General features: G+C 73.4%; 16 protein-coding genes and 1 riboswitch. Of the genes, 2 read left to right on the top strand and 14 right to left on the bottom strand.

Translation table 11 applies throughout. The features are described 5' to 3' along the window. Nucleotides 1–51: 51 nt before the first annotated feature. Nucleotides 52–1,713 carry an amidohydrolase family protein gene (locus tag AB0E85_RS19595; protein WP_361928561.1) on the bottom strand — a complete coding sequence of 554 codons (1,662 nt, stop codon included), beginning with the start codon at nucleotides 1,711–1,713 and terminating at the stop codon, nucleotides 52–54. 20 nt (nucleotides 1,714–1,733) lie between these two features. After that, nucleotides 1,734–3,230 (bottom strand): APC family permease, encoded by a 1,497-nt coding sequence (locus AB0E85_RS19590; RefSeq protein ID WP_361928559.1) that lies wholly within the window; start codon nucleotides 3,228–3,230, stop codon nucleotides 1,734–1,736. A gap of 207 nt (nucleotides 3,231–3,437) precedes the next feature. Here AB0E85_RS19590 and AB0E85_RS19585 point away from each other — a divergent pair, with 207 nt between their 5' ends. After that, on the top strand, nucleotides 3,438–4,139 hold the full coding sequence (locus AB0E85_RS19585) for a helix-turn-helix domain-containing protein (RefSeq protein WP_361928557.1): 702 nt from the start codon (nucleotides 3,438–3,440) through the stop codon (nucleotides 4,137–4,139). A gap of 9 nt (nucleotides 4,140–4,148) precedes the next feature. On the opposite strand, the gene AB0E85_RS19580 is transcribed toward AB0E85_RS19585, so the two are convergent. From AB0E85_RS19580 to AB0E85_RS19560, 5 genes are all read right to left on the bottom strand, one after another. Further along, nucleotides 4,149–5,963, bottom strand: a complete 1,815-nt coding sequence (locus AB0E85_RS19580) for an ABC transporter ATP-binding protein (RefSeq protein WP_361928555.1) — start codon at nucleotides 5,961–5,963, stop codon at nucleotides 4,149–4,151. Between the two features lie 223 nt (nucleotides 5,964–6,186). Then, complete coding sequence (locus tag AB0E85_RS19575) at nucleotides 6,187–6,519, bottom strand: STAS domain-containing protein (protein ID WP_361928553.1); 333 nt, start codon at nucleotides 6,517–6,519, stop codon at nucleotides 6,187–6,189. Further along, entirely contained in the window at nucleotides 6,516–7,838 is a 1,323-nt protein-coding gene (locus tag AB0E85_RS19570) for a SpoIIE family protein phosphatase (protein ID WP_361928551.1), read from the bottom strand. The genes AB0E85_RS19575 and AB0E85_RS19570 overlap by 4 nt, the downstream gene beginning before the upstream one ends. Beyond that, nucleotides 7,838–8,641, bottom strand: coding sequence for an alpha/beta hydrolase (locus AB0E85_RS19565; RefSeq protein WP_361928662.1), 804 nt, complete (start codon nucleotides 8,639–8,641; stop codon nucleotides 7,838–7,840). Before AB0E85_RS19565 ends, AB0E85_RS19570 begins: the two co-directional genes overlap by 1 nt. 71 nt (nucleotides 8,642–8,712) lie before the next feature. After that, nucleotides 8,713–9,369: a maleylpyruvate isomerase N-terminal domain-containing protein gene (locus tag AB0E85_RS19560; protein WP_361928549.1), complete on the bottom strand. Its 657-nt coding sequence runs from the start codon at nucleotides 9,367–9,369 to the stop codon at nucleotides 8,713–8,715. A gap of 118 nt (nucleotides 9,370–9,487) precedes the next feature. Between AB0E85_RS19560 and AB0E85_RS19555 the strand changes: the two genes are divergently transcribed. After that, nucleotides 9,488–10,621, top strand: a complete 1,134-nt coding sequence (locus tag AB0E85_RS19555) for an amidinotransferase (RefSeq protein WP_361928546.1) — start codon at nucleotides 9,488–9,490, stop codon at nucleotides 10,619–10,621. 53 nt (nucleotides 10,622–10,674) lie between these two features. Here AB0E85_RS19555 and AB0E85_RS19550 read toward each other — a convergent pair whose 3' ends face one another. The 7 genes from AB0E85_RS19550 to AB0E85_RS19520 all read right to left on the bottom strand — a co-directional run bounded on the left by AB0E85_RS19550 (nucleotide 10,675) and on the right by AB0E85_RS19520 (nucleotide 18,461). Continuing rightward, nucleotides 10,675–11,529: an ATP-binding cassette domain-containing protein gene (locus tag AB0E85_RS19550; protein ID WP_361928543.1), complete on the bottom strand. Its 855-nt coding sequence runs from the start codon at nucleotides 11,527–11,529 to the stop codon at nucleotides 10,675–10,677. Beyond that, the gene (gene cbiQ, locus AB0E85_RS19545; RefSeq protein ID WP_361928540.1) at nucleotides 11,526–12,275 is read right to left on the bottom strand and encodes a cobalt ECF transporter T component CbiQ; all 750 of its coding nucleotides are present in this window, start codon (nucleotides 12,273–12,275) and stop codon (nucleotides 11,526–11,528) included. The genes AB0E85_RS19550 and cbiQ overlap by 4 nt, the downstream gene beginning before the upstream one ends. Before the next feature lie 6 nt (nucleotides 12,276–12,281). After that, nucleotides 12,282–12,650 (bottom strand): energy-coupling factor ABC transporter substrate-binding protein, encoded by a 369-nt coding sequence (locus AB0E85_RS19540; protein ID WP_351633295.1) that lies wholly within the window; start codon nucleotides 12,648–12,650, stop codon nucleotides 12,282–12,284. After that, entirely contained in the window at nucleotides 12,647–13,354 is a 708-nt protein-coding gene (locus AB0E85_RS19535; protein WP_361928538.1) for an energy-coupling factor ABC transporter permease, read from the bottom strand. Before AB0E85_RS19535 ends, AB0E85_RS19540 begins: the two co-directional genes overlap by 4 nt. A gap of 29 nt (nucleotides 13,355–13,383) precedes the next feature. Next, a riboswitch (cobalamin riboswitch) is annotated at nucleotides 13,384–13,569 on the bottom strand. Between the two features lie 128 nt (nucleotides 13,570–13,697). Next, the gene (locus AB0E85_RS19530; protein WP_361928659.1) at nucleotides 13,698–15,122 is read right to left on the bottom strand and encodes a protein kinase; all 1,425 of its coding nucleotides are present in this window, start codon (nucleotides 15,120–15,122) and stop codon (nucleotides 13,698–13,700) included. Nucleotides 15,123–15,354: 232 nt separating this feature from the next. Beyond that, nucleotides 15,355–16,659 (bottom strand): MFS transporter, encoded by a 1,305-nt coding sequence (locus AB0E85_RS19525; protein WP_361928535.1) that lies wholly within the window; start codon nucleotides 16,657–16,659, stop codon nucleotides 15,355–15,357. Beyond that, on the bottom strand, nucleotides 16,656–18,461 hold the full coding sequence (locus AB0E85_RS19520) for an ABC transporter permease subunit (protein ID WP_361928532.1): 1,806 nt from the start codon (nucleotides 18,459–18,461) through the stop codon (nucleotides 16,656–16,658). The genes AB0E85_RS19525 and AB0E85_RS19520 overlap by 4 nt, the downstream gene beginning before the upstream one ends. Nucleotides 18,462–18,498: the final 37 nt, after the last annotated feature.

The raw sequence follows: 18,498 nt of genomic DNA, 5'->3' as shown, positions 1-18,498 counted from the left end.
GTGCCTCATCCCCCTCCGCGGACGGAACCCCGCGGAGCATTGGACCACGCCTCAGGTGCCGGCGTGGACCCGACGGCCTTCGACGAAGGTCTCCAGGACCCGGGTGGCGGCGATCTCCTCCGGCGGACCCGCGAACGGGTCGCGGTCGAGCACGACGAGGTCGGCGGCCTTGCCGACCGTGATGCTGCCGGTGGTGGCGTCGAGATGGTTCACGTACGCGCTGCCCGCCGTGTACGCGGCGATGGCGGTGCCCAGGTCGACGCGCTGCTCCGGGAAGAAGGCCGGGGTGCCCCCGGGAGCCTCGGGGGAGACACGGTTGACGGCGACATGGATGGCCTGGAGCGGGTCGGGGCTGCTGACGGGCCAGTCGCTGCCGGCGGCGAGGGTCGCCCCGGCACGCAGCAGATCTCCGAAGGGGTACTGCCAGGCGCCGCGTTCCGCTCCCAGGAAGGGCAGGGTCAGCTCGTCCATCTGCGGTTCGTGGGCGGCCCACAGCATCTGAAGGTTGGCGCTCGCGCCGAGGGACCGGAAGCGCGGCAGGTCGGCGGGGTGGACGACCTGGAGATGCGCCAGGTGGTGCCGGGTGTCGCGACGGCCGTTGGCGGTCCGGGCGGACTCCACGGCGTCGAGCGCCTCGCGCACCGCCCGGTCACCGAGGGCGTGGAAGTGCACCTGGAAGCCGTGCGCGTCCAGTTCGGTGACGTACTTCCGCAGCTCGCCCGGCTCGACGAAGCTGATGCCGCTGTTGTCCGAGGTGCAGCCGCAGCCGGTCAGGTAGGGGGACAGCATGGCGGCGGTGTGGTTCTCCGCGATGCCGTCCTGCATGATCTTCACGGTCCCGGCGCGGAACCGGTCCCGGCTCAGCTCCTCCCTCCTGGCGACGAGTTCGGCGATCTGCTCGGCGCCGCGCTCGCGGTCCCACCACAGGGCGCCGACGACCCGCGCGGTGAGCAGGCCCCGCTCCAGCGCCGTCAGATAGGCCGGAGCCGGGTCGGTCAGGTTGGCGTACGTGCCGACGATGGCGTCCTGCCAGGCCGTGACGCCGTGCGAGTGCAGCACGGCCTGGGCGCGCAGCAGACCGGCGAGCTGCTCCTCCGGCGTGGGATCGGGCACCAGCTTGCCGACCAGGTGGACCGCGCCCTCCTGGAGCATCCCGGTGGGGTTGCCCGCTGCGTCGCGCTCGATCCGGCCGTCGACGGGGTCGGGGGTCCGGGCGTCGATGCCCGCACGCTCCAGGGCCCGGCTGTTGACCCAGGCGCCGTGGTGGTCGCGGTTGGGCAGGAAGACGGGGCGGTCCGCGACGACCGCGTCGAGGGCGGCGGCCGTGGGGGAACCGCCGGGGAACGCCTCCAGGGACCAGCCGCCCCCGGTGATCCACTCGACGTCCGGGTGCTCCTTCGCGTACGTCCCGATAATGCCCAGGTACTCGCCCGCGTCGGTGGTGTCGCCGAGATGGCACAGGCCGAGTTCGAGGCCCGCGCCCATCGGATGGACATGGGCGTCCTGGAAGCCCGGCAGCAGCAGCTTCCCGGCCAGGTCGACGACCTCGGTGCGCGGCCCGGTCAGCTCGCGCACCTCGTCGTGGCCGACGGCGACGATCCGCCCGCCGCGCACGGCCACCGAGGTGGCGCGGCTGCGGGCCGGATCGACGGTGTGCACGGGGCCGCCGGTGAGGACGAGGTCGGCGGGTCCCGGGGCAGGGGGGTGTGACATGGGGGTGAACTCCATGAGGGTCAGACCGCCGTGCGGTCCATCGGCAGGGTCAGGGCCTCGGCGTCGGTGCCGCGCCCGGTGGTGAAGTAGGACGAGCGCCGGACGTACTTGGCCACGGCGGCCATGACGAGGCCGGCGAGCACGATCACGGCGGGCAGCGAGAACATGAACCAGCCGTTGTCCGGGCTCAGTTCGAAGTGATCGCTCATCGTGAGGTACGAGTAGCCGAGGTAGGCGCCGAGGCCCAGCAGCACCAGCCCGGACAGGGCGGGCACGGCGACGGCGAGCAGTGCCTCGCGCGGGCCCTCGTGCCGCGCCGCGCGGAAGCGCACGGCGCAGGCGAGCGCGGTCAGGCCGTAGTAGAGGGCCACGATCAGGCCGATGGCGTTGACGGCGGCCAGCAGCATGTCGCTCAGCTTGGGGATCGCGAAGGCGAGCACGGCGATCACGGCGGCGACGGACATCACGACGACCGTCCCGGCGGCCGGAGTGCCGTAGCGCGGGTGGACCCGGGTCCACAGCGGGCCCATGGTGCGGTCGCGGCCCATGGCGAGCAGGCCGCGCGCCGTGGGGATCAAGGTGGCCTGCACCGAGGCGACGGCGGAGAACATCAGGGCGATCAGGGGCAGCGTCGCCCAGGGCTCGGCGGCCAGCTTCTCCCCGAGGTAGCCGAGGGCCTGCGGGCCGTTGCGGACGAGCTCGGCCAGGCTCATCTCCCGCTGGAAGGCCACCGACGCGAAGAGGAACAGGCCGAGCATCGCGAACAGGGCGATGAGCCCGCCCCGCGCCGAGTCGCCGGGGTCCTTCGTCTCCTCGGTGACGCTGAACGCCGCGTCCCAGCCCCAGAAGAAGAACACCGCGAGGACCATGCCCTGGGCGAAGGCCGTGCCGCTGGAGATCTCGAACGGGTTGAACCAGGACAGGGAGACCGCGTGGTCGCCGGTGACCAGGGCCCAGCCGCAGAAGCCGAGCAGCACCGCGTACTCGAAGACCAGCAGCCCGAACTGGAACCGGGTCGCGCCCCGGACGCCGGTGACCGCCAGGGCGGTCAGCGCGAGCAGGATCACCAGCCCGACCGCCGTGCAGACGCCGGTGGACGTCGGATCGAGGGCGATGCCGGCCAGGCTGCGCAGACCGGCCTTGTTGGCGAAGGCCAGCACGACCGAGCCCATGATCGCGCTGGTGTAGGCGCAGAAGATGACCGAGCCGACCAGCGTCACCCAGCCGGTCAGGAAGCCCGGCCAGGGGCCGAGGGATCTGCCGACCCAGGTGTAGCCGTTGCCGCAGTTGGGTTCGGAGCGGTTGAGACGGGCGTAGGCGAGGGCGATGCCCAGCACCGGCAGAAACGCCAGCAGCAGCAGCGCCGGGGCTTGCAGGCCGACGATGGTGGCGATCGTGCCCATGCCGATGGCGATGCTGGTGGTGGCCGCGGTGCTGGACGCGGCGATGGCGACGCCGTCGACGACGCCGAGGGAACGGCGCAGCGCGGGGCGGGGCGAGGGCGGTACGGAGGACATGAAGGGCTCCTCGGGGCAGTGGTGGGAAGAGCCGCGCGGGACTGTGATGGAACATCCGGCGTCCACATTGGGTCAACCCTGTTGACGTAAGGCGACGGGGGTCGTTCACTGCGTTACGCGAGGAACCGTCCGTGCGTGTGGAACCGTCCGTGTGCGAGGCGCCGCCGGTGCGTGGAGCCTTCCGTTGCGAGGAGAGGAGTCCCGGTCATGACCACCCGCGTCCCGCAGGAACGCCGGCGTCGCCGGCCGACCCGTTCGGGGGTCCTGCTGTCGGAGGACCTGATCGTGGAGACCGCGCTGCGGCTCATCGGCGAGCACGGGCCCGAGGCGCTGAGCGTGCGCCGGCTCGGCGCGGCCCTGGGCTGCGACCCGACCGCGCTCTACCGCTACTTCCACGACACCGACGATCTCGTGCTCGCCATCGCGGACCGGATCATCGGCGACGCGATGGCCGGCTTCACGCCCGGGGGCGACTGGGTGGGCTCGCTGCGCGAGATGGCCCTCAGGGTCCGCGCGGGCTACCTCGCCCATCCCCGCGCGGCGGCCATGGCGGCCCACCGCGTGACTCGCCGCAGGAACGAGATCGGCGCCGTGGAGACGGGCATCGGCCTGCTGCTCACCGCGGGCTTCCCGCCCGCCGAGGCCGCACGGCTCTACCTGGCGTTCATCGACACCGTGCTCAGCCACGCCGCCACGGAGGCCGCGTTCCTCGCGCTCCCACCGCAGCAGCGCGCGGCCGACCACCGGTCCTGGCGCGACGTCTACCAGGACCTCGACCCGGCGACGTACCCTTCCCTGACCCTGGTCCGCCGGGAGCTGCCCGCGATGGCGGACAGCTCCTTCGAACCGGCGGTGGACCTCCTGCTGGAGGCCCTGGCGGCCCGGGCACGGGCCCTCGACGGGAGGTGAACGCCTGCGCTACACCACCTCGGCCCGACCGGGGGTGTCGTCCAGGAAGCCGCCCGACTGGTGCTGCCACAGTTTGGCGTAGGCACCCCCGTTAGCCAGCAGCTCCTGGTGGCTGCCCTGCTCGACGATCCGGCCGCGGTCGAGGACGACGAGCTGGTCCATGCCGGCGACCGTGCTCAGCCGGTGCGCCACCACCAGCGCGGTCCGCCCGTCCATGAGCCGCCACAGTGCCTCCTGGACCAGCACTTCGCTCTCGGAGTCCAGCGCGCTGGTCGCCTCGTCGAGCAGCAGGATCGGCGCGTCCCGCAGGATCGCCCGGGCGAGGGCGACCCGCTGGCGCTGCCCGCCGGACAGCTTGACGCCCCGCTCGCCGACCATGGTGTCGAAACCCTCCGGCAACGCGTCGGCGAACTCGGTGACATGGGCCGCCTCGGCCGCCCGGCGGATCTCGGCGTCGGTGGCGTCCGGCCGGGCGAAGGCGATGTTGTCCCGCAGCGTGCGGTGGAACATCGCCGGGTCCTGCGGCACGTACGCGATCCGGCCGCGCAGGTCGGCCTGGCGCACCCGGCTGATGTCCTGGCCGCCGACCAGGATGCGGCCGCCGTCGATGTCGGTCATCCGCAGCAGCAGCCGGGTGAGCGAGGTCTTGCCGCCGCCGGACCGGCCCACGAGACCGATCTTCGCGCCGCTCGGCACGGCGAGGTCGAGCCCCTCGAAGAGCGGCCGGCCGCCCCGGTGGGCGAAGGTCACCTTCTCGAAGCGGACGTCGGCCGCCCGGGCCCGCAGCGGCTCAGGTGCCGGCGGGTCGAGCACCGTCGGCGGCGTCAGGAGCAGTTCGGTGAACTGGGCGGCCTCCGTCATCGAGCTCTCCAGCCGGCGGTAGATCTGGTTGAACTCGAACATGATCCGGGTCGCGTTGTTGTAGTAGGCGAAGGCGACCACGATGGCCTCCACGCCGTGCGCGCCGCCGCCCAGCGCCACCGCGAGCAGCAGGCCCATCGCGTTGGTGAGGACGGACATCGGCGCGACCAGCGTGTCGATGCGCAGGTTGCCGTAGTCCCACGACCGCATGGTGAGCCGCCGTGACATCGCGACCCGGGAGCGGTGTTCGGCGGCCTCGCGCTCCTCCGCGGCGAACGCCCGCACGGTGTCCATGTTCATCAGGCTGTCGGCGACATGGCCCGACACCCGCGCGATCGCCTCCTCACGCCGGTCGACGAGCGCCTGCCGGCGCCGGATGAGCGGCACGACCAGCACCGCCGTCAGGCCGATCATCACCAGGAGACCGACGACGAGCAGCGGTTCGTAACGCCACAGCACCACCGCGCCGAACACCAGCGGTACGAAGCTCCCCACGATCTGGAACGTCAGTGTGTCGACGAACTGCTCGAACCGGGAGGCGAAGCTGAGGACCCGCTTGGTCAGCGAGCCGGCGAAGTTGTCATGGAAGAACGCGGCGTCCTTGGCGAACAGTTCGTCCATGCCGATCACGTAGAGGTGCTCGATGCCCAGGGCTTCGAGACGGGTGAGGCAGTGCAGGGCGACGCGCCACAGTGCCTCCGCGGTCAGCAGGACACCGGCGAAGGCGAGTACGTACGGCAGTGTCGAGCCCGCCGTGACGTCCTCGTTCCCGGCGATGTCGGCGACGAGCTTGGCGACGATCAGCGGCGCCACGTAGTTGATTCCGATGTTGCCCAGCGCCGAGAGCAGCATCGCGGGAGCCGACCACCGGCGGAGCCGGGACAACTCCCGTCCGTAGTGGCGAAGTGCGAGGAGGACCGAGCGCCTGCCCGGTAAAACCCTGTGTGTTTCCGGCGTTTCCATCCCACCCCTGTGTCGTCCTGTGGCCGCCCGCCGCGCCGCGCGTGCGGGCAGGGGCCATCACCGCAACGGATGCGTGAGGTTTCGGGTCGAGTCCGGAAGTGTCCCGCGATACCGACCGCCGAGTCCAAGCGTTTTCCGGCCGGGCGGTGGTGTGCGGGGAGCGCTCAGGGGCACGGCGGGCGGGCCGGGGGAAGCGGTCGCCGCCCCCGGGCTTCCGTGCGGTTCAGGATGCGGCGCTGGAGTCGGGGCGAAGCGTGAAGACCTGGTCGAGGCCGACGAGGGTGAGGACGCGCATGAGGTTCGCCGGTACGCCGGTCAGGACGATGTCGGCCGCGGCGGTCAGCGCGTGCTGGCGGGCGGCGAGGAGCGCGGTGATGCCCGAGGAGTCGCAGAATTCCAGTCCGGACAGATCGAGGACCAGGCGCTGTCCCGGTGACAGGGAGAGCTGGTCGAGCCTGCCCCGCAGGACGGGGGCCTGGTCGTAGTCCAGGTCGCCGGCCACGTGCAGAACGGGGCCGGTCGCGGTGTCGTGCTGTCTGACGGTGAGCGGGTTCATGAGGTGTGACTCGTTACGGGGCCTGTGGCGGAAGGGCGGGCGGGAACGCCGAGGGCGAGCAGCGCGGTGTCGTCGTCCAGACCGTCGCCGAAGCTCTCCAGCAGCCCGGTCAGGGCGGTGATCACCTCGTGCGGCGCGCCGGGTGCGTGGTCGGTGGCGAAGGCGTGCAGCGCGTCCTCGCCGTACAGGTCGTCCCGGCCGGGGCCGGTGCGGGCCTCGGTGAGGCCGTCGGTGTAGAGCACGATCGTGTCGCCGGGGTCGAGGACGGTCTCGGCGGTGCCGATGGGCGCGCCGGGGACGACGCCGATGAGCAGGCCGCCCGGGGTGGGCAGGAACTCGGCGCGGCCGTCGGACCGCAGGACGAGCGCCGGGGGATGGCCGCCGGAGGCGAGACGCACGACCGTCCGCCCGTGCTCGCCGCCCGGCTCTACGACCCCGAAGATGCAGGTGCAGTACCGGGGGTTGCCGTCGCCGGTGTACCGCTCGTGCAGCAGGGCGTTCAGCGTGGCCAGGGCCGAGGCCGGATCCGGGTCGTGGTGGGCCGCGGCACGCAGGGTGTAGCGGGTCAGCGAGGTGAGGGAGGCGGCCTCGGGACCCTTGCCGCAGACGTCGCCGAGGAAGAACGCCCACCGGTCGCCGGCGACCGGGAACAGGTCGTAGAAGTCGCCGCCGAGCTGGTCCGGTGAGGCCGTGTGGTAGTGGACGGCCGTCTCCAGACCCGGCACCGCGGGCAGCGAGTCCGGCACGAGGGAACGCTGGAGCACGGCGAGCGCGTCGGCCAGCCTCGCCCGGTCCGCCTCGGCCTGCCGCCGGGCCTGGTCCGCCTCGGCGCGGGCCCGCTCGGCCTCCTCCCGGCGGCGCAGGAGTTCCTGCTCGTACGCGCGGCGGTCCGAGGCGTCGAAGACGGTGATCCGGATCAGCAGCGGATCGCCCTCGCTACCGTGCTTGACCACCGCGGAGACCAGCACCGGCAGCCGGCCACCGCCCTCGCGCCGCATCTCCAGGGCGATGCCCCGCAGTTCGCCCTGCATGCGCAGCAGCGGGGCGAAGTGCGTCTCGTGGTACAGCTTCCCGCCCACGGTGAGCAGGTCCGTGAAGCGCTTGCGGCCCACGACGGCCGCACGGTCCAGGCCGAGCCACTCCAGCAGCGTGGTGTTGATCTTGGCGATGGTGCCGTCCATCATCGTGGACAGGTAGCCGCACGGCGCGGACTCGTACAGGTCCTCCGCGCTGTCCTCCAGCAGGGCGGTGAAGGCCGCGTCCGTGCTCGGCTCGTCCCCGGTCTCCGCGGGCTCCGGCACACCGCCCGTACGGCACATCACTTCAGGGACTCCAGGAAGCCGAGAATCGCCTCGGTGGTGGCCTCCGGCGCGCTGAGCTGCGGGCAGTGCCCGGTGGCGTCGAGCGTGACCAGACGGGATCCGGGGATCGCCGCGTGCACATGGGCGCCGACCTCGCGGGGCGCGATGGCGTCCTGCTCGCACTCCAGCACGAGGGTCGGCACCGACACGCTCTTGAGGTCCTCGCGGCTGTCGGTGAGGAACGTCGTACGGGCGAAGACCCGGGCGATGTCGGGGTCGGTGGCGCAGAAGCTGTTGGTCAGTTCCTGCCCGAGCTCCGGACGCTCCGGGTTGCCCATGATCACCGGGGCCATGGCGGACGACCAGCCCAGGTAGTTCGCCTCCAGGGAGGCGAGCAGCTCGTCGATGTCCTCCGTGCTGAAGCCGCCGCGGTAGCCCTCGTCGTCGATGTAGCAGGGCGAGGGCGTCACCATCACGAGCGCCCCGATCCGCTCCGGAGCCGCCTGCGCCGCCAGCACACCGACCATGGCACTCACCGAGTGCCCCACGAACACCGCCTGCCGCAGGTCAAGCTCCTCGCAGACCTCGGCGACGTCAGCGGCGTAGCCCTGGAGCGAGGAGTAGCGCTCCTCGCTCCACGCGGCGAGGTCCGAGCCGCCGGAGCCGACGTAGTCGAACAGCACCACCCGGTAACGCTTCGCCAGCGCCGGCACCACCAGCCGCCACATGTTCTGGTCGCAGCCGAAACCGTGTGCCAGAAGCAGCACCGGCGCGTCGGTGGGGCCGGTGACGTTGACGTTGTTCCTGCGGCGGATGTCCATGGGGAGCATGCTCCCACCTCGGAGGGAGTCCCTCGACGGCGGCCCCGGGGGGCCTCTTCGCGACCGCGAAGTCAGCCCAGGTACAGCGGCACCCGGGAGGCCAGGGCGCCCAGCTCGGCCTGCTCCGCCTCGGTCGGCGACCGCCGCCCGGTGCCGACGAGCAGCGCGTCCACGTCCTGGAAGGACTTCGGGAAGGGGCTCCCCGCGATCCGCTCCAGCATCTCCCGCGAGCGGGCGAGCCCCTCCGCGGGCGGCTGCTCCGCGTCCGGGAGGTGGGCGATCAGGTCGAGGTGGTGCAGCGTCCACTCCATGACGTACGTGGCGAGGTAGTCACCCACGGCGATGATCTCGTCGCGGGTGCCGACCCGGCCGGCCGGATCGGCGAGCCGGGCCGCCCGCCCGGCGGCGGAACCGACGTCGTCCAGATGGAACTTCAAAAGGCGCGGATCCTGGTACGCGGCGGCCAGCCGGACGGTCAGCGCGTCGAGCGGGTCGTCACCCGTGGGCGGGGTGCCGGAGATGTCCCAGTAGGTCAGTGCGTCCCGGGTCGGTTCCCGGTCGGACGGGGTGGCCAGGGTGATCAGGACGTCCTGGGCGTCGACGATCAGATGGCACACCAGGTCCCGCACCAGCCAGCCCGTACAGCCCGAGGGCCGCCCGAAGTCCTCGTCGGAGAGACCGGCCACCGCCGCGCGCAACGCCGTCCAGGTGCGTGAGAAGAGATCCACCCCGGCAACGGTAGGGCGCCGCGGCGAGCGTGGACAAGCCGATTCAGGGCACCTGGAGCATTGAGGCATCCGGCAGTTGCGGCGTATCACCCGGCTTGCGATCCGAAGAGTGGTGAGCATGAGCGTCCTGCGGAATCCCGGAGTACCCCGCCCGGCCGACGGCGCTGAGCGGCTCGTGTCGCCGGTCCGTTCGCACACCGAGTGGGATCCGCTGGAGGAGATCATCGTCGGGCGCCTGGAGGGCGCGACCATCCCCTCCGACCACGCGGTCGTGACCTGCAACGTGCCTCCGTGGGCAGGGCGGTTGCAGGGGCTCGCGGCCGGCTTCCGGTATCCGCGGCTGCTCGTCGAACAGGCGCAGCAGGAGATCGACGCCTTCGTCGCCCTGCTGGAGTCCCTCGGCGTCACGGTCCGGCGGCCGGAGGCGGTAGACCACCGGCGCCGCTTCGGCACCCCGGACTGGACCTCGCGCGGCTTCTGCAACACCTGCCCGCGCGACAGCATGCTCGTGATCGGCGACGAGATCATCGAGACGCCGATGGCGTGGCCCTGCCGGTACTTCGAGACGCACTCCTACCGCCCCATCCTCAAGGACTACTTCCGGCGCGGCGCACGGTGGACGGCGGCCCCCAAGCCGCAGCTCACCGACGAGCTGTTCGATCCGGACTTCCGCGTACCGGGGCCGGGCGAGCCCCTGCGGTACATCCTCACCGAGTTCGAGCCCGTCTTCGACGCGGCGGACTTCGTCCGGGCGGGACGCGACCTGTTCGTCACCCGCAGCAACGTCACCAACGCGATGGGCATCGACTGGCTGCGCCGCCACCTCGGCCCCGATTACCGCATTCACGAGATCGAGAGCCGCTGCCGCACACCCATGCACATCGACACGACGTTCGTCCTGCTCGCGCCCGGGAAGGTGCTGATCAACCCCGAGTACATCGACGCCGACCGCCTGCCGGACGTCCTCGCCTCCTGGGACGTCCTCGTCGCTCCCGAGCCCGACCCGATCGACGAGCGGCTGCTCAAGGTCACGTCGATGTGCGGCAAGTGGCTCAGCATGAACGTGCTCATGCTCGACGAGAAGCAGGTGATCGCCGAGCGGCACCACACCGGGATGCTGCGCGCGCTGGAGAGTTGGGGCTTCGAGCCGATCCCCTGCGACCTGCTGCACTACGCCCCCTTCGGAGGCTCGTTCCACTGCGCGACCCTGGACGTCCGGCGCCGCGGCTCGCTCCAGTCCTACTTCGACTGACCGAGCCGCTCCGACAGCCGCAGGCGTGGGGGCGCCAGGGCTGTGGGGGCCCCTCAGCCTCCGGACGCCCCCTGCCGTGCCGTCGCGAGAGCGGCGAGTTCGTCCGGGGTGCGCGGCCCCGGCTCCGTGCCGGACAACAGCCCGTGGGCGCGCAGGAGTTCTGCCGCCGCGGCGCCCCACGGCAGGCGCAGCCCCGCCTCGCGGAGGAGATCCGGGCGGGCCAGCGCCGTTGCCGCCGGCCCGGTGCGGACGCCGGACGGGGTGAGGAGCGCCGCGTCGTCGGCCCAGCGCAGGGCGAGGTCGACGTCATGGGTGGCCATCACCACCGTGGTGCCCGCGCCACGGAGTCCGTCGAGGGTGGTGAGGAGCCGCTCCTGGCCGTCGGGGTCGAGTCCGGCCGTCGGCTCGTCGAGGACGAGCACGCGGGGCCGCATGGCGACCGCGCCCGCGATGGCGGTGCGCTTGCGCTGGCCGTAGGAGAGCAGATGGGTCGGCCGGTCGGCCAGGGCGGTGATGTCCAGCGCGGCGAGCGCCTCCGCCACCCGCGTCCGCACCTGTGTGTCGTCCAGGCCGAGGTTCAGCGGCCCGAACGACACGTCCTGCTCGACGGAGGCCGCGAACAGCTGGTCGTCCGGGTCCTGCACCACCAGCTGCACGGTGGTCCGCAGCCGGGTCAGGCCCTTGCGGTCGTACGCCACCGGCTGCCCCGCGACCGTCAGCCGGCCCTCCTGCGGCCGCAGTCCGCCGGAGAGCAGCCGCATCAGCGTGGTCTTCCCGCTGCCGTTGCGGCCGAGCAGCGCGAGCGCCCGGCCCTGCCGGATCTCGAAGTCGAGCCCGCTGAGCACGGTGGGGCCGTCCTCGTAGGCGTAGGTCGCGCCCCGCAGGGCGACGAGGGCGGGCTCGCTCATGTCAGCGGCCTTTCCAGTACGAGGGTGAGGGCGGCCAGCGTTGCGAGCAGCGCACAACTGGCGGCCGTGAAGCGCACCGAGACCCGGGCCTCGGGCACCAGGACGCGCAGGGTGCCGTCATAGCCCCGCCCGGCGAGTCCGGCCTGGAGACGGGTCGCCCGGTCGAAGGCCCGGACGAACGCGGTGGCGCCGAGCCCGGCCAGCGAACGCCACTCCGCGGCCCGGCCGGTGTGCCCGAGCCGGGCCGCCTGGGCCTCCCGGATGCGCCGCATCGAGTCCAGCAGCAGGAAACTCATCCGGTACGTCACCAGCGCCACGTCGACGACCGGCGCGGGGACCCCGGCCCGGACCAGGCGGGGCAGCAGGTCGGACATGGGCGTGGTGAAGGCGAACAGCAGCACGCCCAGGGAGGCCGCCGAGGTCCGCAGCAGCAACTCCCCGGCCCGGACCGGCCCGTCAGGGGCGAGGGAGACGAACCCGCCCGTGCCGCCCACCTGGACGAGCAGCGTGAGCGCGCCGGTCACGCAGAAGCCCAGCGGGACCCGGTAGGCCCGCCACAGCCGCCGCCCGGGCACACCGGCCGGACCCAGCAGCACGACCAGGGCCGTCAGGAGGACCAGGGCCGCGCCCGGCCAGGGCGGCAGGGAGATCGCGAGCACGGTGAGACCGAGCCCGAGCACGGCCTTGTCCACGGGATGGCGGCGGCGCCAGCGACTGCTGTGCGCCGCCGCGTCGATCGGCAGCACCCTGGCTCAGTCCCGTTCCGCCGCGGACTTCCCGGCGGCGCCGGTGGGCGCGCTGTCGGCCTCCCGCTCCAGCGCCCGCTGCTCGCCCTGCCGACGTCCCCGGCGCAGACCGAAGTAGTAGGCGAGGACCCCGGCACCGAGGGCCGCCTGGAGGGCGAACAGCGCCGACTCGATCTCGCCGGACGGCGGCTCGTACAGCGGCGAGAACCACGGCTCGTAGTCCGGCTTCAGCTCGGTGATCGCCGTCTCGGCCTCGGCGTCGGCACCCGTGAACGGCTCCTTCTTGTGGTCGCCGAGGCCCAGCGCCAAGGGCAGCACGGCCAGCGCGGCCACGGCGAACAGCAGCACCAGGTTGATCTTCGTGTTCCGGCTCATCGGGCCACCGCCTCGGTCTCCGTCTCGGTCCGCGCCTGCTTCTTGGCGAGGAGCACGCCCAGCCGGGTCAGCTCGCCCTTGCTCGACTGCACCAGCAGCCGCATCACGAGCACGGTCAGCAGGCCCTCGCTCACCGCGAGCGGGATCTGCGTGACGGCGAAGATGGAACCGAACTTGCCGAGGGCGCCCAGGAATCCGCTGCCCGGGTCGGGGAACGCGAGCGCCAGCTGCACGCTGGTGACGCAGTAGGTGGACAGGTCGGCGACGAACGCGCCGGAGAACACCGCCACCATCAGCGGCGCGTTGGAGCGCCGCAGCAGCTTGTAGACGGCGTATCCGGCCCAGGGGCCGACGATCGCCATGGAGAAGACGTTGGCGCCGAGCGTGGTCAGGCCGCCGTGCGCGAGCAACAGCGCCTGGAAGAGCAGGGTGATGGTGCCCAGCACCGCCATGATGGGCGGCCGGAACAGGATGGCTCCCAGGCCCGTGCCGGTGGGGTGCGAGCAACTGCCGGTGACGGACGGCAGTTTCAGGGCGGACAGGACGAACGTGAAGGCGCCGGAGGCACCGAGGAGCAGCGTGCTCTCGGGGTGCTCGCGCACTTCACGGGTGAGTGACCGGACCCCGTGGACGACGAACGGCGCCGACGCGACGCCCCAGGCGACCGCGTGCGCCGGAGGAAGGAAACCCTCGGCTATGTGCATGGCTCAGCAGACCCTCTCCAGCACCTCGTGGATGGTTGACGCGCCTTGGCCGGTCTCCTGGCTGACGGGTACCACCGCCCGGACTCCGCCTTCCCGGGTCACAAGGACCCAGTGGCCGCCCGTGAGGGCTGGAGCCGGACTTCCCGATTCACAGTGGCGAGGGCCGCACCGGCATCACACCGGATTTCCCGTTCACCAAGGCCTGGTGACAATAAGGCCGGGGTAAGGGCGATGACAAGCCGCCCGAGGGGCGCGCGAGGGGGCGCCCGCTCGCACACCGGCGCATCCGCCGGCTGATCCACGTGCTCGGGCGCTCAGGGTGCGGGGACGCGCCGGGGCCCGGTCAGTCGTCGTCCCCGCCGTCGTCGCCCTCCCCGTCGTCCCCGGCCGGGACCGGCTGTTCCGGCGTCGGCTGCTCCGGTCCGGCGTCGCCCGCCGCCTGCGTCGGAGTCGGCTCGCCGGAGGCCGGCGGGGGAGGGGCCGGGGAGGCGGGCGGCGTGGACGGAGTGACCTCGGCCACGGTGCCGGTGGTCGGCGTGGTGGCGACCTGCCGGCCGGCCCCCGGATCGGAGGTGATGGGCGAGGCGGAGTCCTCGGACGGGGTGGCCGCGGGGCTGCTCGCGGTCGGGGACGCGTCGGGTTCGCTGCCCTCGGTGGTCGTGTCGGGCGAGAACCAGCGCATGCCGAGGAGCATCGCGGCGAGGAACAGCGCCGCGGCGGCGGCCGTCGCGGCCACTCTCGACCGGCTGCCGAGCCCGCCGCGCCCTCGGGCCCGGCCCGAACGCCCCGCCTGGGCCGCCCGGGCGGCGGTGCGGTGCCCCGGGGCCGCCGGCAGGGCGTACGTGGTCGGGTGGCTGGTCTCGGCAGCCGCGTACGGGCCCGGCCCGGTATGGGCCGACGCGGACGACGTGTCCGGCCGCAGCGGCGGTGAGACCTCGGGCAGCGGTTCGGGCAGGCCCCGCCAGGCGCCCCCGGCGAACCACTCGGCGGCCTGCTCGGCGGTGGGCCGGTCCTCGGGCTGTTTGGCGAGCAGCCCGAGCAGGTAGTTCTCGAACGCCGGGGGAAGTTCGGCGACACCGAGCTCGCGGGGCGGCACGGGTGCCGAGTCGAGGTGCTGGTGCAGGAGGGCGACGGCGGTGTCGGCCTGGAACGGCGGGCGGCCGCTGAGGAGCTGGTAGAGCACGCAGCCCAGGGAGTACATGTCGGAGGCGGGCCCCGCGGGCTTGCCCAGGGCCCGTTCGGGCGCGAGGTAGAGGCCGGTGCCGACGATCTGGCCGGTGGCGGTGAGCGCGGCGCCGGGGTCGTCGAGGAACCGCGCGATGCCGAAGTCGCCGATCTTCAGCGTGCCGTGCGTGTCCAGCAGCAGGTTGGCGGGTTTGACGTCCCGGTGCACGATGCCCTGCCCGTGCGCCGCGGCGAGCCCGGCGGACGCCTGCGCGGCGAGACGGGCCACCTGCTCGGCGGGCAGCGGGCCGGAGCCGGACAGCACCCCGGCGAGGCTGTCGCCCTCGACCAGCTCCATCACCAGGTACAGCCGGTTGTCGTACGCGCCGAAGTCCAGGACGCCGACCACGTTGGGGTGGTTGAGACGCCCGGCGGTCTGCGCCTCCAGACGGAACCGGGAGGTCGCCGTGGCGTCGGTGTCCTGGGGCAGCAGCAGCTTGAGGGCCACCGCTCTGGCGAGCGTCTCGTCGTACGCACGCCAGACCTCTCCCATTCCACCGCGCCCGATTTCAACTTCCAGCCGGTAGCGGCCCGCTAGCAGCACTCGTCCTCGTCTCATGCGTGTGGGAAGGGTCGTCGCCGCAGGCCGAACTCCCCGCTTGCGCACGGGGATTGGTGGGGGGTGCCGCAGCCGACCCAGGATACTGGCGCGGCGTGACACCGATCTCCGCAGCGGCGTCTTCCCGGGGCGCGGTTCCCGGATTCCGGGAGCGAGGACGTCGCACGCCGGGGTGACGCTCCCGCGCGCCCGGTTGCCCGGGGCGCGGGCGCCCGAGTCAGGCCGCCGTGCCCGCCCCCTTCTCCCGGCGCGGCAGCACGGCCACCGCCAGGGCCGGCACGGCCGCGAGGACCAGCCACGGCACGGCGGCCGGCAGGCCCAGGTCGAGCAGGAAGCCGGTGGCCGCGCTGCCGGCCAGGACGATCAGCCCGGACACGGACGACAACGCCCCCATGTACAGCCCGAGCCGGCCCTCCTCGGCGAGGTCGGGCACCCAGGCGCGTGCGGCGGGCACGACCAGCATCTGCCCCACGGTGAGCAAGATCACGAAGCCGGCGGCCGGAAGCAGCCCGGTGTTCCCCGTCCAGCCGGCCGGCCGGGCCGCGGCCACCACCGCGAAGCCGGACGCGATCAGCAGCAGCCCCGCGGTCATGGAGCGGCGCAGATCGAGCCGGTCGCCCGCCCAGCGGGTCACCGGCAGCTGGGTGAACACCACCAGCACCGAGGACAGCGCGAAGAGCCAGGACAGCGGCGCCTGGGAGCCCGCCGCTCGCTGCACCTCGTCCGGCAGGGCGAGGTACAGCTGGTTGTAGGCGAGCAGATAGGTGCCATAGGCACAGCACAGGGCGAGGAAGCGGCGATTGCGCAGCAGGGCACGGGCCCCGCCGCGCTCCCGGACGCGGACGCGGCCGGGGATGTGCTGCGGCATCAGCCACAGGTGCCCGGCGAGGACGAGCACGAAGACCGCGGCACCGGCGAGACACGCGGTGCGGAAGTCGACGGCGAGCAGCAGCGCGCCGAGCAGCGGCCCGACGAACGCCCCGGCCTGGCCCGCCACGCTGAACAGGGCGAGGACACGGGTGCGCGGGCCGTGCCCGTCCTCCTCCCAGGCCACCGCCTGGCGGGCCACCTCCGACTCCACGGCGGGGGAGAACAGCGCCGCGGCGAAACCGATCACCAGCACCGCCCCGATCACCGTCCAGCTCGCCTCCGCGTAGCCGAGCCAGACGAACCCGGCGATCCGCAGCACGCAGCCCGCCAGCACGACGGGCCGCACCCCGAACCGGTCGACGAGCCAGCCGCCGACCACGAACAGCCCCTGCTGGCTGAAGGTCCGCAGCCCGAGAACGAACCCGACCAGCCACCCGGCCATGCCGATCGCCGTGCCGAGGTGCTCGGCGAGGAACGGCAGGACGGCGTAGAAGCCGATGTTGAAGGCGAGCTGCGTGAGGATCAGCAGCCGCAGCAGCGGCGACAGCTCCTTGCACAGCCGCCAGGTGCTCTCCCGCGGGCCCTTGGGCGTGGCGGCGTCGGAGGTTCGGGCCGTCCGGCGGGACAGCACACGGGAAATGAGGTCGGTCATCGTTCTTCCGTCGGTGAAGCGGACACGGACGTCAGGTCGGCGGCGGAGCGCCCCGGTCGCCGTGGCGGGGCCGGCGCGACCCGGGCCGCGGGCGGTTCGGCCGGGCCGGGCCGCGTGCGCCGCCGGGGCAGCCGCACGCCGCCCGCGGCCGTCACCGCGAGTGCCCCGAGCAGGGCGAGTACGGCGGCGGGGAAGAGGACGGCCCACGGGGCACGCTCGGCGTACGGCTGGTTCTCGGCGAGCAGCAGGCCCCAGTCGGGGGACGGCGGCTGGGCGCCCAGGCCGAGGAAGCCGAGCGCGGCCAGGCTCAGTGCGACGCCCGGGAGCCGGAGCAGGGCGTGGCGGACGACCGGGGGCGCGACGGCGGGCAGCAGTTCGCGCACGAGCAGGTACCAGCGGCCGGCCCCCAGCGCCCGGGTGGCCGTCAGATGGGTGGTGGCGCGCTCCTCCCGCAGCAGGGCGGAGGTGTGCGCGGCCAGCGGGGACCAGGCCACCACGGCCACGGCGACGGCGGGTGTCCAGGGGCCGCTGCCCAGGATGCCGGTGACGAGGAGTCCGGCCAGCACGGGCGGTACGGCGCTGAGGGTGTCGACCAGCGGCCCGGACAGCCTCGGCAGCAGGCCCAGCAGCAGCCCGACGACGAGGGCCGCGGCGCTCACCGCCAGGGCGGTGCCGAGGGTGGTCAGGGCACCGTGGGAGACCCGGGCGAGCATGTCGCGGCCGAGCGCGTCGGTGCCGAAAGGGTGCTCCGCCGAAGGAGCTCGCAGCCGGGCGAGTGTGTCCAGGGCGATCGGGTCGCGGGGCAGCCCGAATCCGATGACGGCGGCCAGCAGTCCTGCGTAGAGCAAGGGGAGCGTGCGGGGCGCGGGCGGCCGGGGCCGGTGCAGGGACTGCAAGGCGCCGTCGCGCAGCGCCGGGCCGATCAGCAGCCGGGCGGCGACCCGGGCGAGGGCGCCGGCGGTGGCCGCGAGCAGGACGAGGGCGAGGGTGCCGGTCTGGAGGACCGGCAGGTCCTGGGAGAGGGCGGCGTGCAGGGTGAGCCGGCCGATGCCCGGGATGTCGAAGATCTGCTCGACGGCGACCGAGCCGCCGGTCAGTCCGACCACGAACAGCGCCAGATTGGGCAGGAGTCCGGGCACGCAGCGGCGCACCGCCTGCCGCGCCACCGACTTGGGCGGGACACCGCGTGCCGCTGCCGCCACGGCCCAGGGCTCCGCGAACGCGCCGGGCAGCAGGTCGTCGAGCATCCGTCCCAGGACCGCTCCGGCGGGCAGGCCGACGGCGAGCGAGGGCAGCACCATCCACTGCGGCCCGTACCAGCCCAGGGCGGGCAGCCATCCCAGCTGCACACCGATCACCGAGACCAGCACCGAGGCGACGAGGAACTCGGGCAGCGCGGCCAGCACGGCCGTCGCCGTCCCGCCGGGGCGGCGGTCGGCGAGCCTGCCCCGCGCGCCCAGCCGGAGCGTACGGGCGCAGACGGCGGCGGCCGTGGCCGCGGCGATGGCCAGGGCCCCGGCCATCAGCAGCAGCGACACGCCGAGCGCCGGTGCGAGGCCCGGCAGCACCGGGCCGCCGGACACCCAGGACGTGCCCGCGTCCCCGTGCAGCAGCCCGCCCAGCCAGCGGCCCAGCAGCGTCAGCGGGCCGTCGTCGAGGCCCAGTTGGTCCCGGATGGCGCGCAGGGTCTCCGGATCGGGGTCGCGGTCCGCCGACCGCGCGCGGAGCACGGTCAGCGCGGGGTCGGTGCGCGACAGCCACGGCAGCAGACCGATCCCGCACACCAGGCAGGCCACGAGCACGGTCCGCCACAGCAGTGCCGGTGCGCTGCTGCGCGCG

The organism is Streptomyces sp. NPDC029044 (assembly GCF_040637495.1).
Taxonomy (GTDB): domain Bacteria; phylum Actinomycetota; class Actinomycetes; order Streptomycetales; family Streptomycetaceae; genus Streptomyces.
This window is presented reverse-complemented; position numbering and strand designations above follow the sequence as displayed.

Coding starts and splice junctions, on each gene's coding strand:
- AB0E85_RS19565 (WP_361928662.1), bottom strand. CDS start 8,641: ATGGACATCCGCCGCAGGAACAACGTCAACGTCACCGGCCCCACCGAC.
- AB0E85_RS19595 (WP_361928561.1), bottom strand. CDS start 1,713: ATGTCACACCCCCCTGCCCCGGGACCCGCCGACCTCGTCCTCACCGGC.
- AB0E85_RS19525 (WP_361928535.1), bottom strand. CDS start 16,659: ATGACCGACCTCATTTCCCGTGTGCTGTCCCGCCGGACGGCCCGAACC.
- AB0E85_RS19590 (WP_361928559.1), bottom strand. CDS start 3,230: ATGTCCTCCGTACCGCCCTCGCCCCGCCCCGCGCTGCGCCGTTCCCTC.
- AB0E85_RS19575 (WP_361928553.1), bottom strand. CDS start 6,519: ATGAACCCGCTCACCGTCAGACAGCACGACACCGCGACCGGCCCCGTT.
- AB0E85_RS19535 (WP_361928538.1), bottom strand. CDS start 13,354: ATGCACATAGCCGAGGGTTTCCTTCCTCCGGCGCACGCGGTCGCCTGG.
- AB0E85_RS19550 (WP_361928543.1), bottom strand. CDS start 11,529: ATGAGCGAGCCCGCCCTCGTCGCCCTGCGGGGCGCGACCTACGCCTAC.
- AB0E85_RS19585 (WP_361928557.1), top strand. CDS start 3,438: ATGACCACCCGCGTCCCGCAGGAACGCCGGCGTCGCCGGCCGACCCGT.
- AB0E85_RS19540 (WP_351633295.1), bottom strand. CDS start 12,650: ATGAGCCGGAACACGAAGATCAACCTGGTGCTGCTGTTCGCCGTGGCC.
- AB0E85_RS19570 (WP_361928551.1), bottom strand. CDS start 7,838: ATGTGCCGTACGGGCGGTGTGCCGGAGCCCGCGGAGACCGGGGACGAG.
- AB0E85_RS19580 (WP_361928555.1), bottom strand. CDS start 5,963: ATGGAAACGCCGGAAACACACAGGGTTTTACCGGGCAGGCGCTCGGTC.
- AB0E85_RS19555 (WP_361928546.1), top strand. CDS start 9,488: ATGAGCGTCCTGCGGAATCCCGGAGTACCCCGCCCGGCCGACGGCGCT.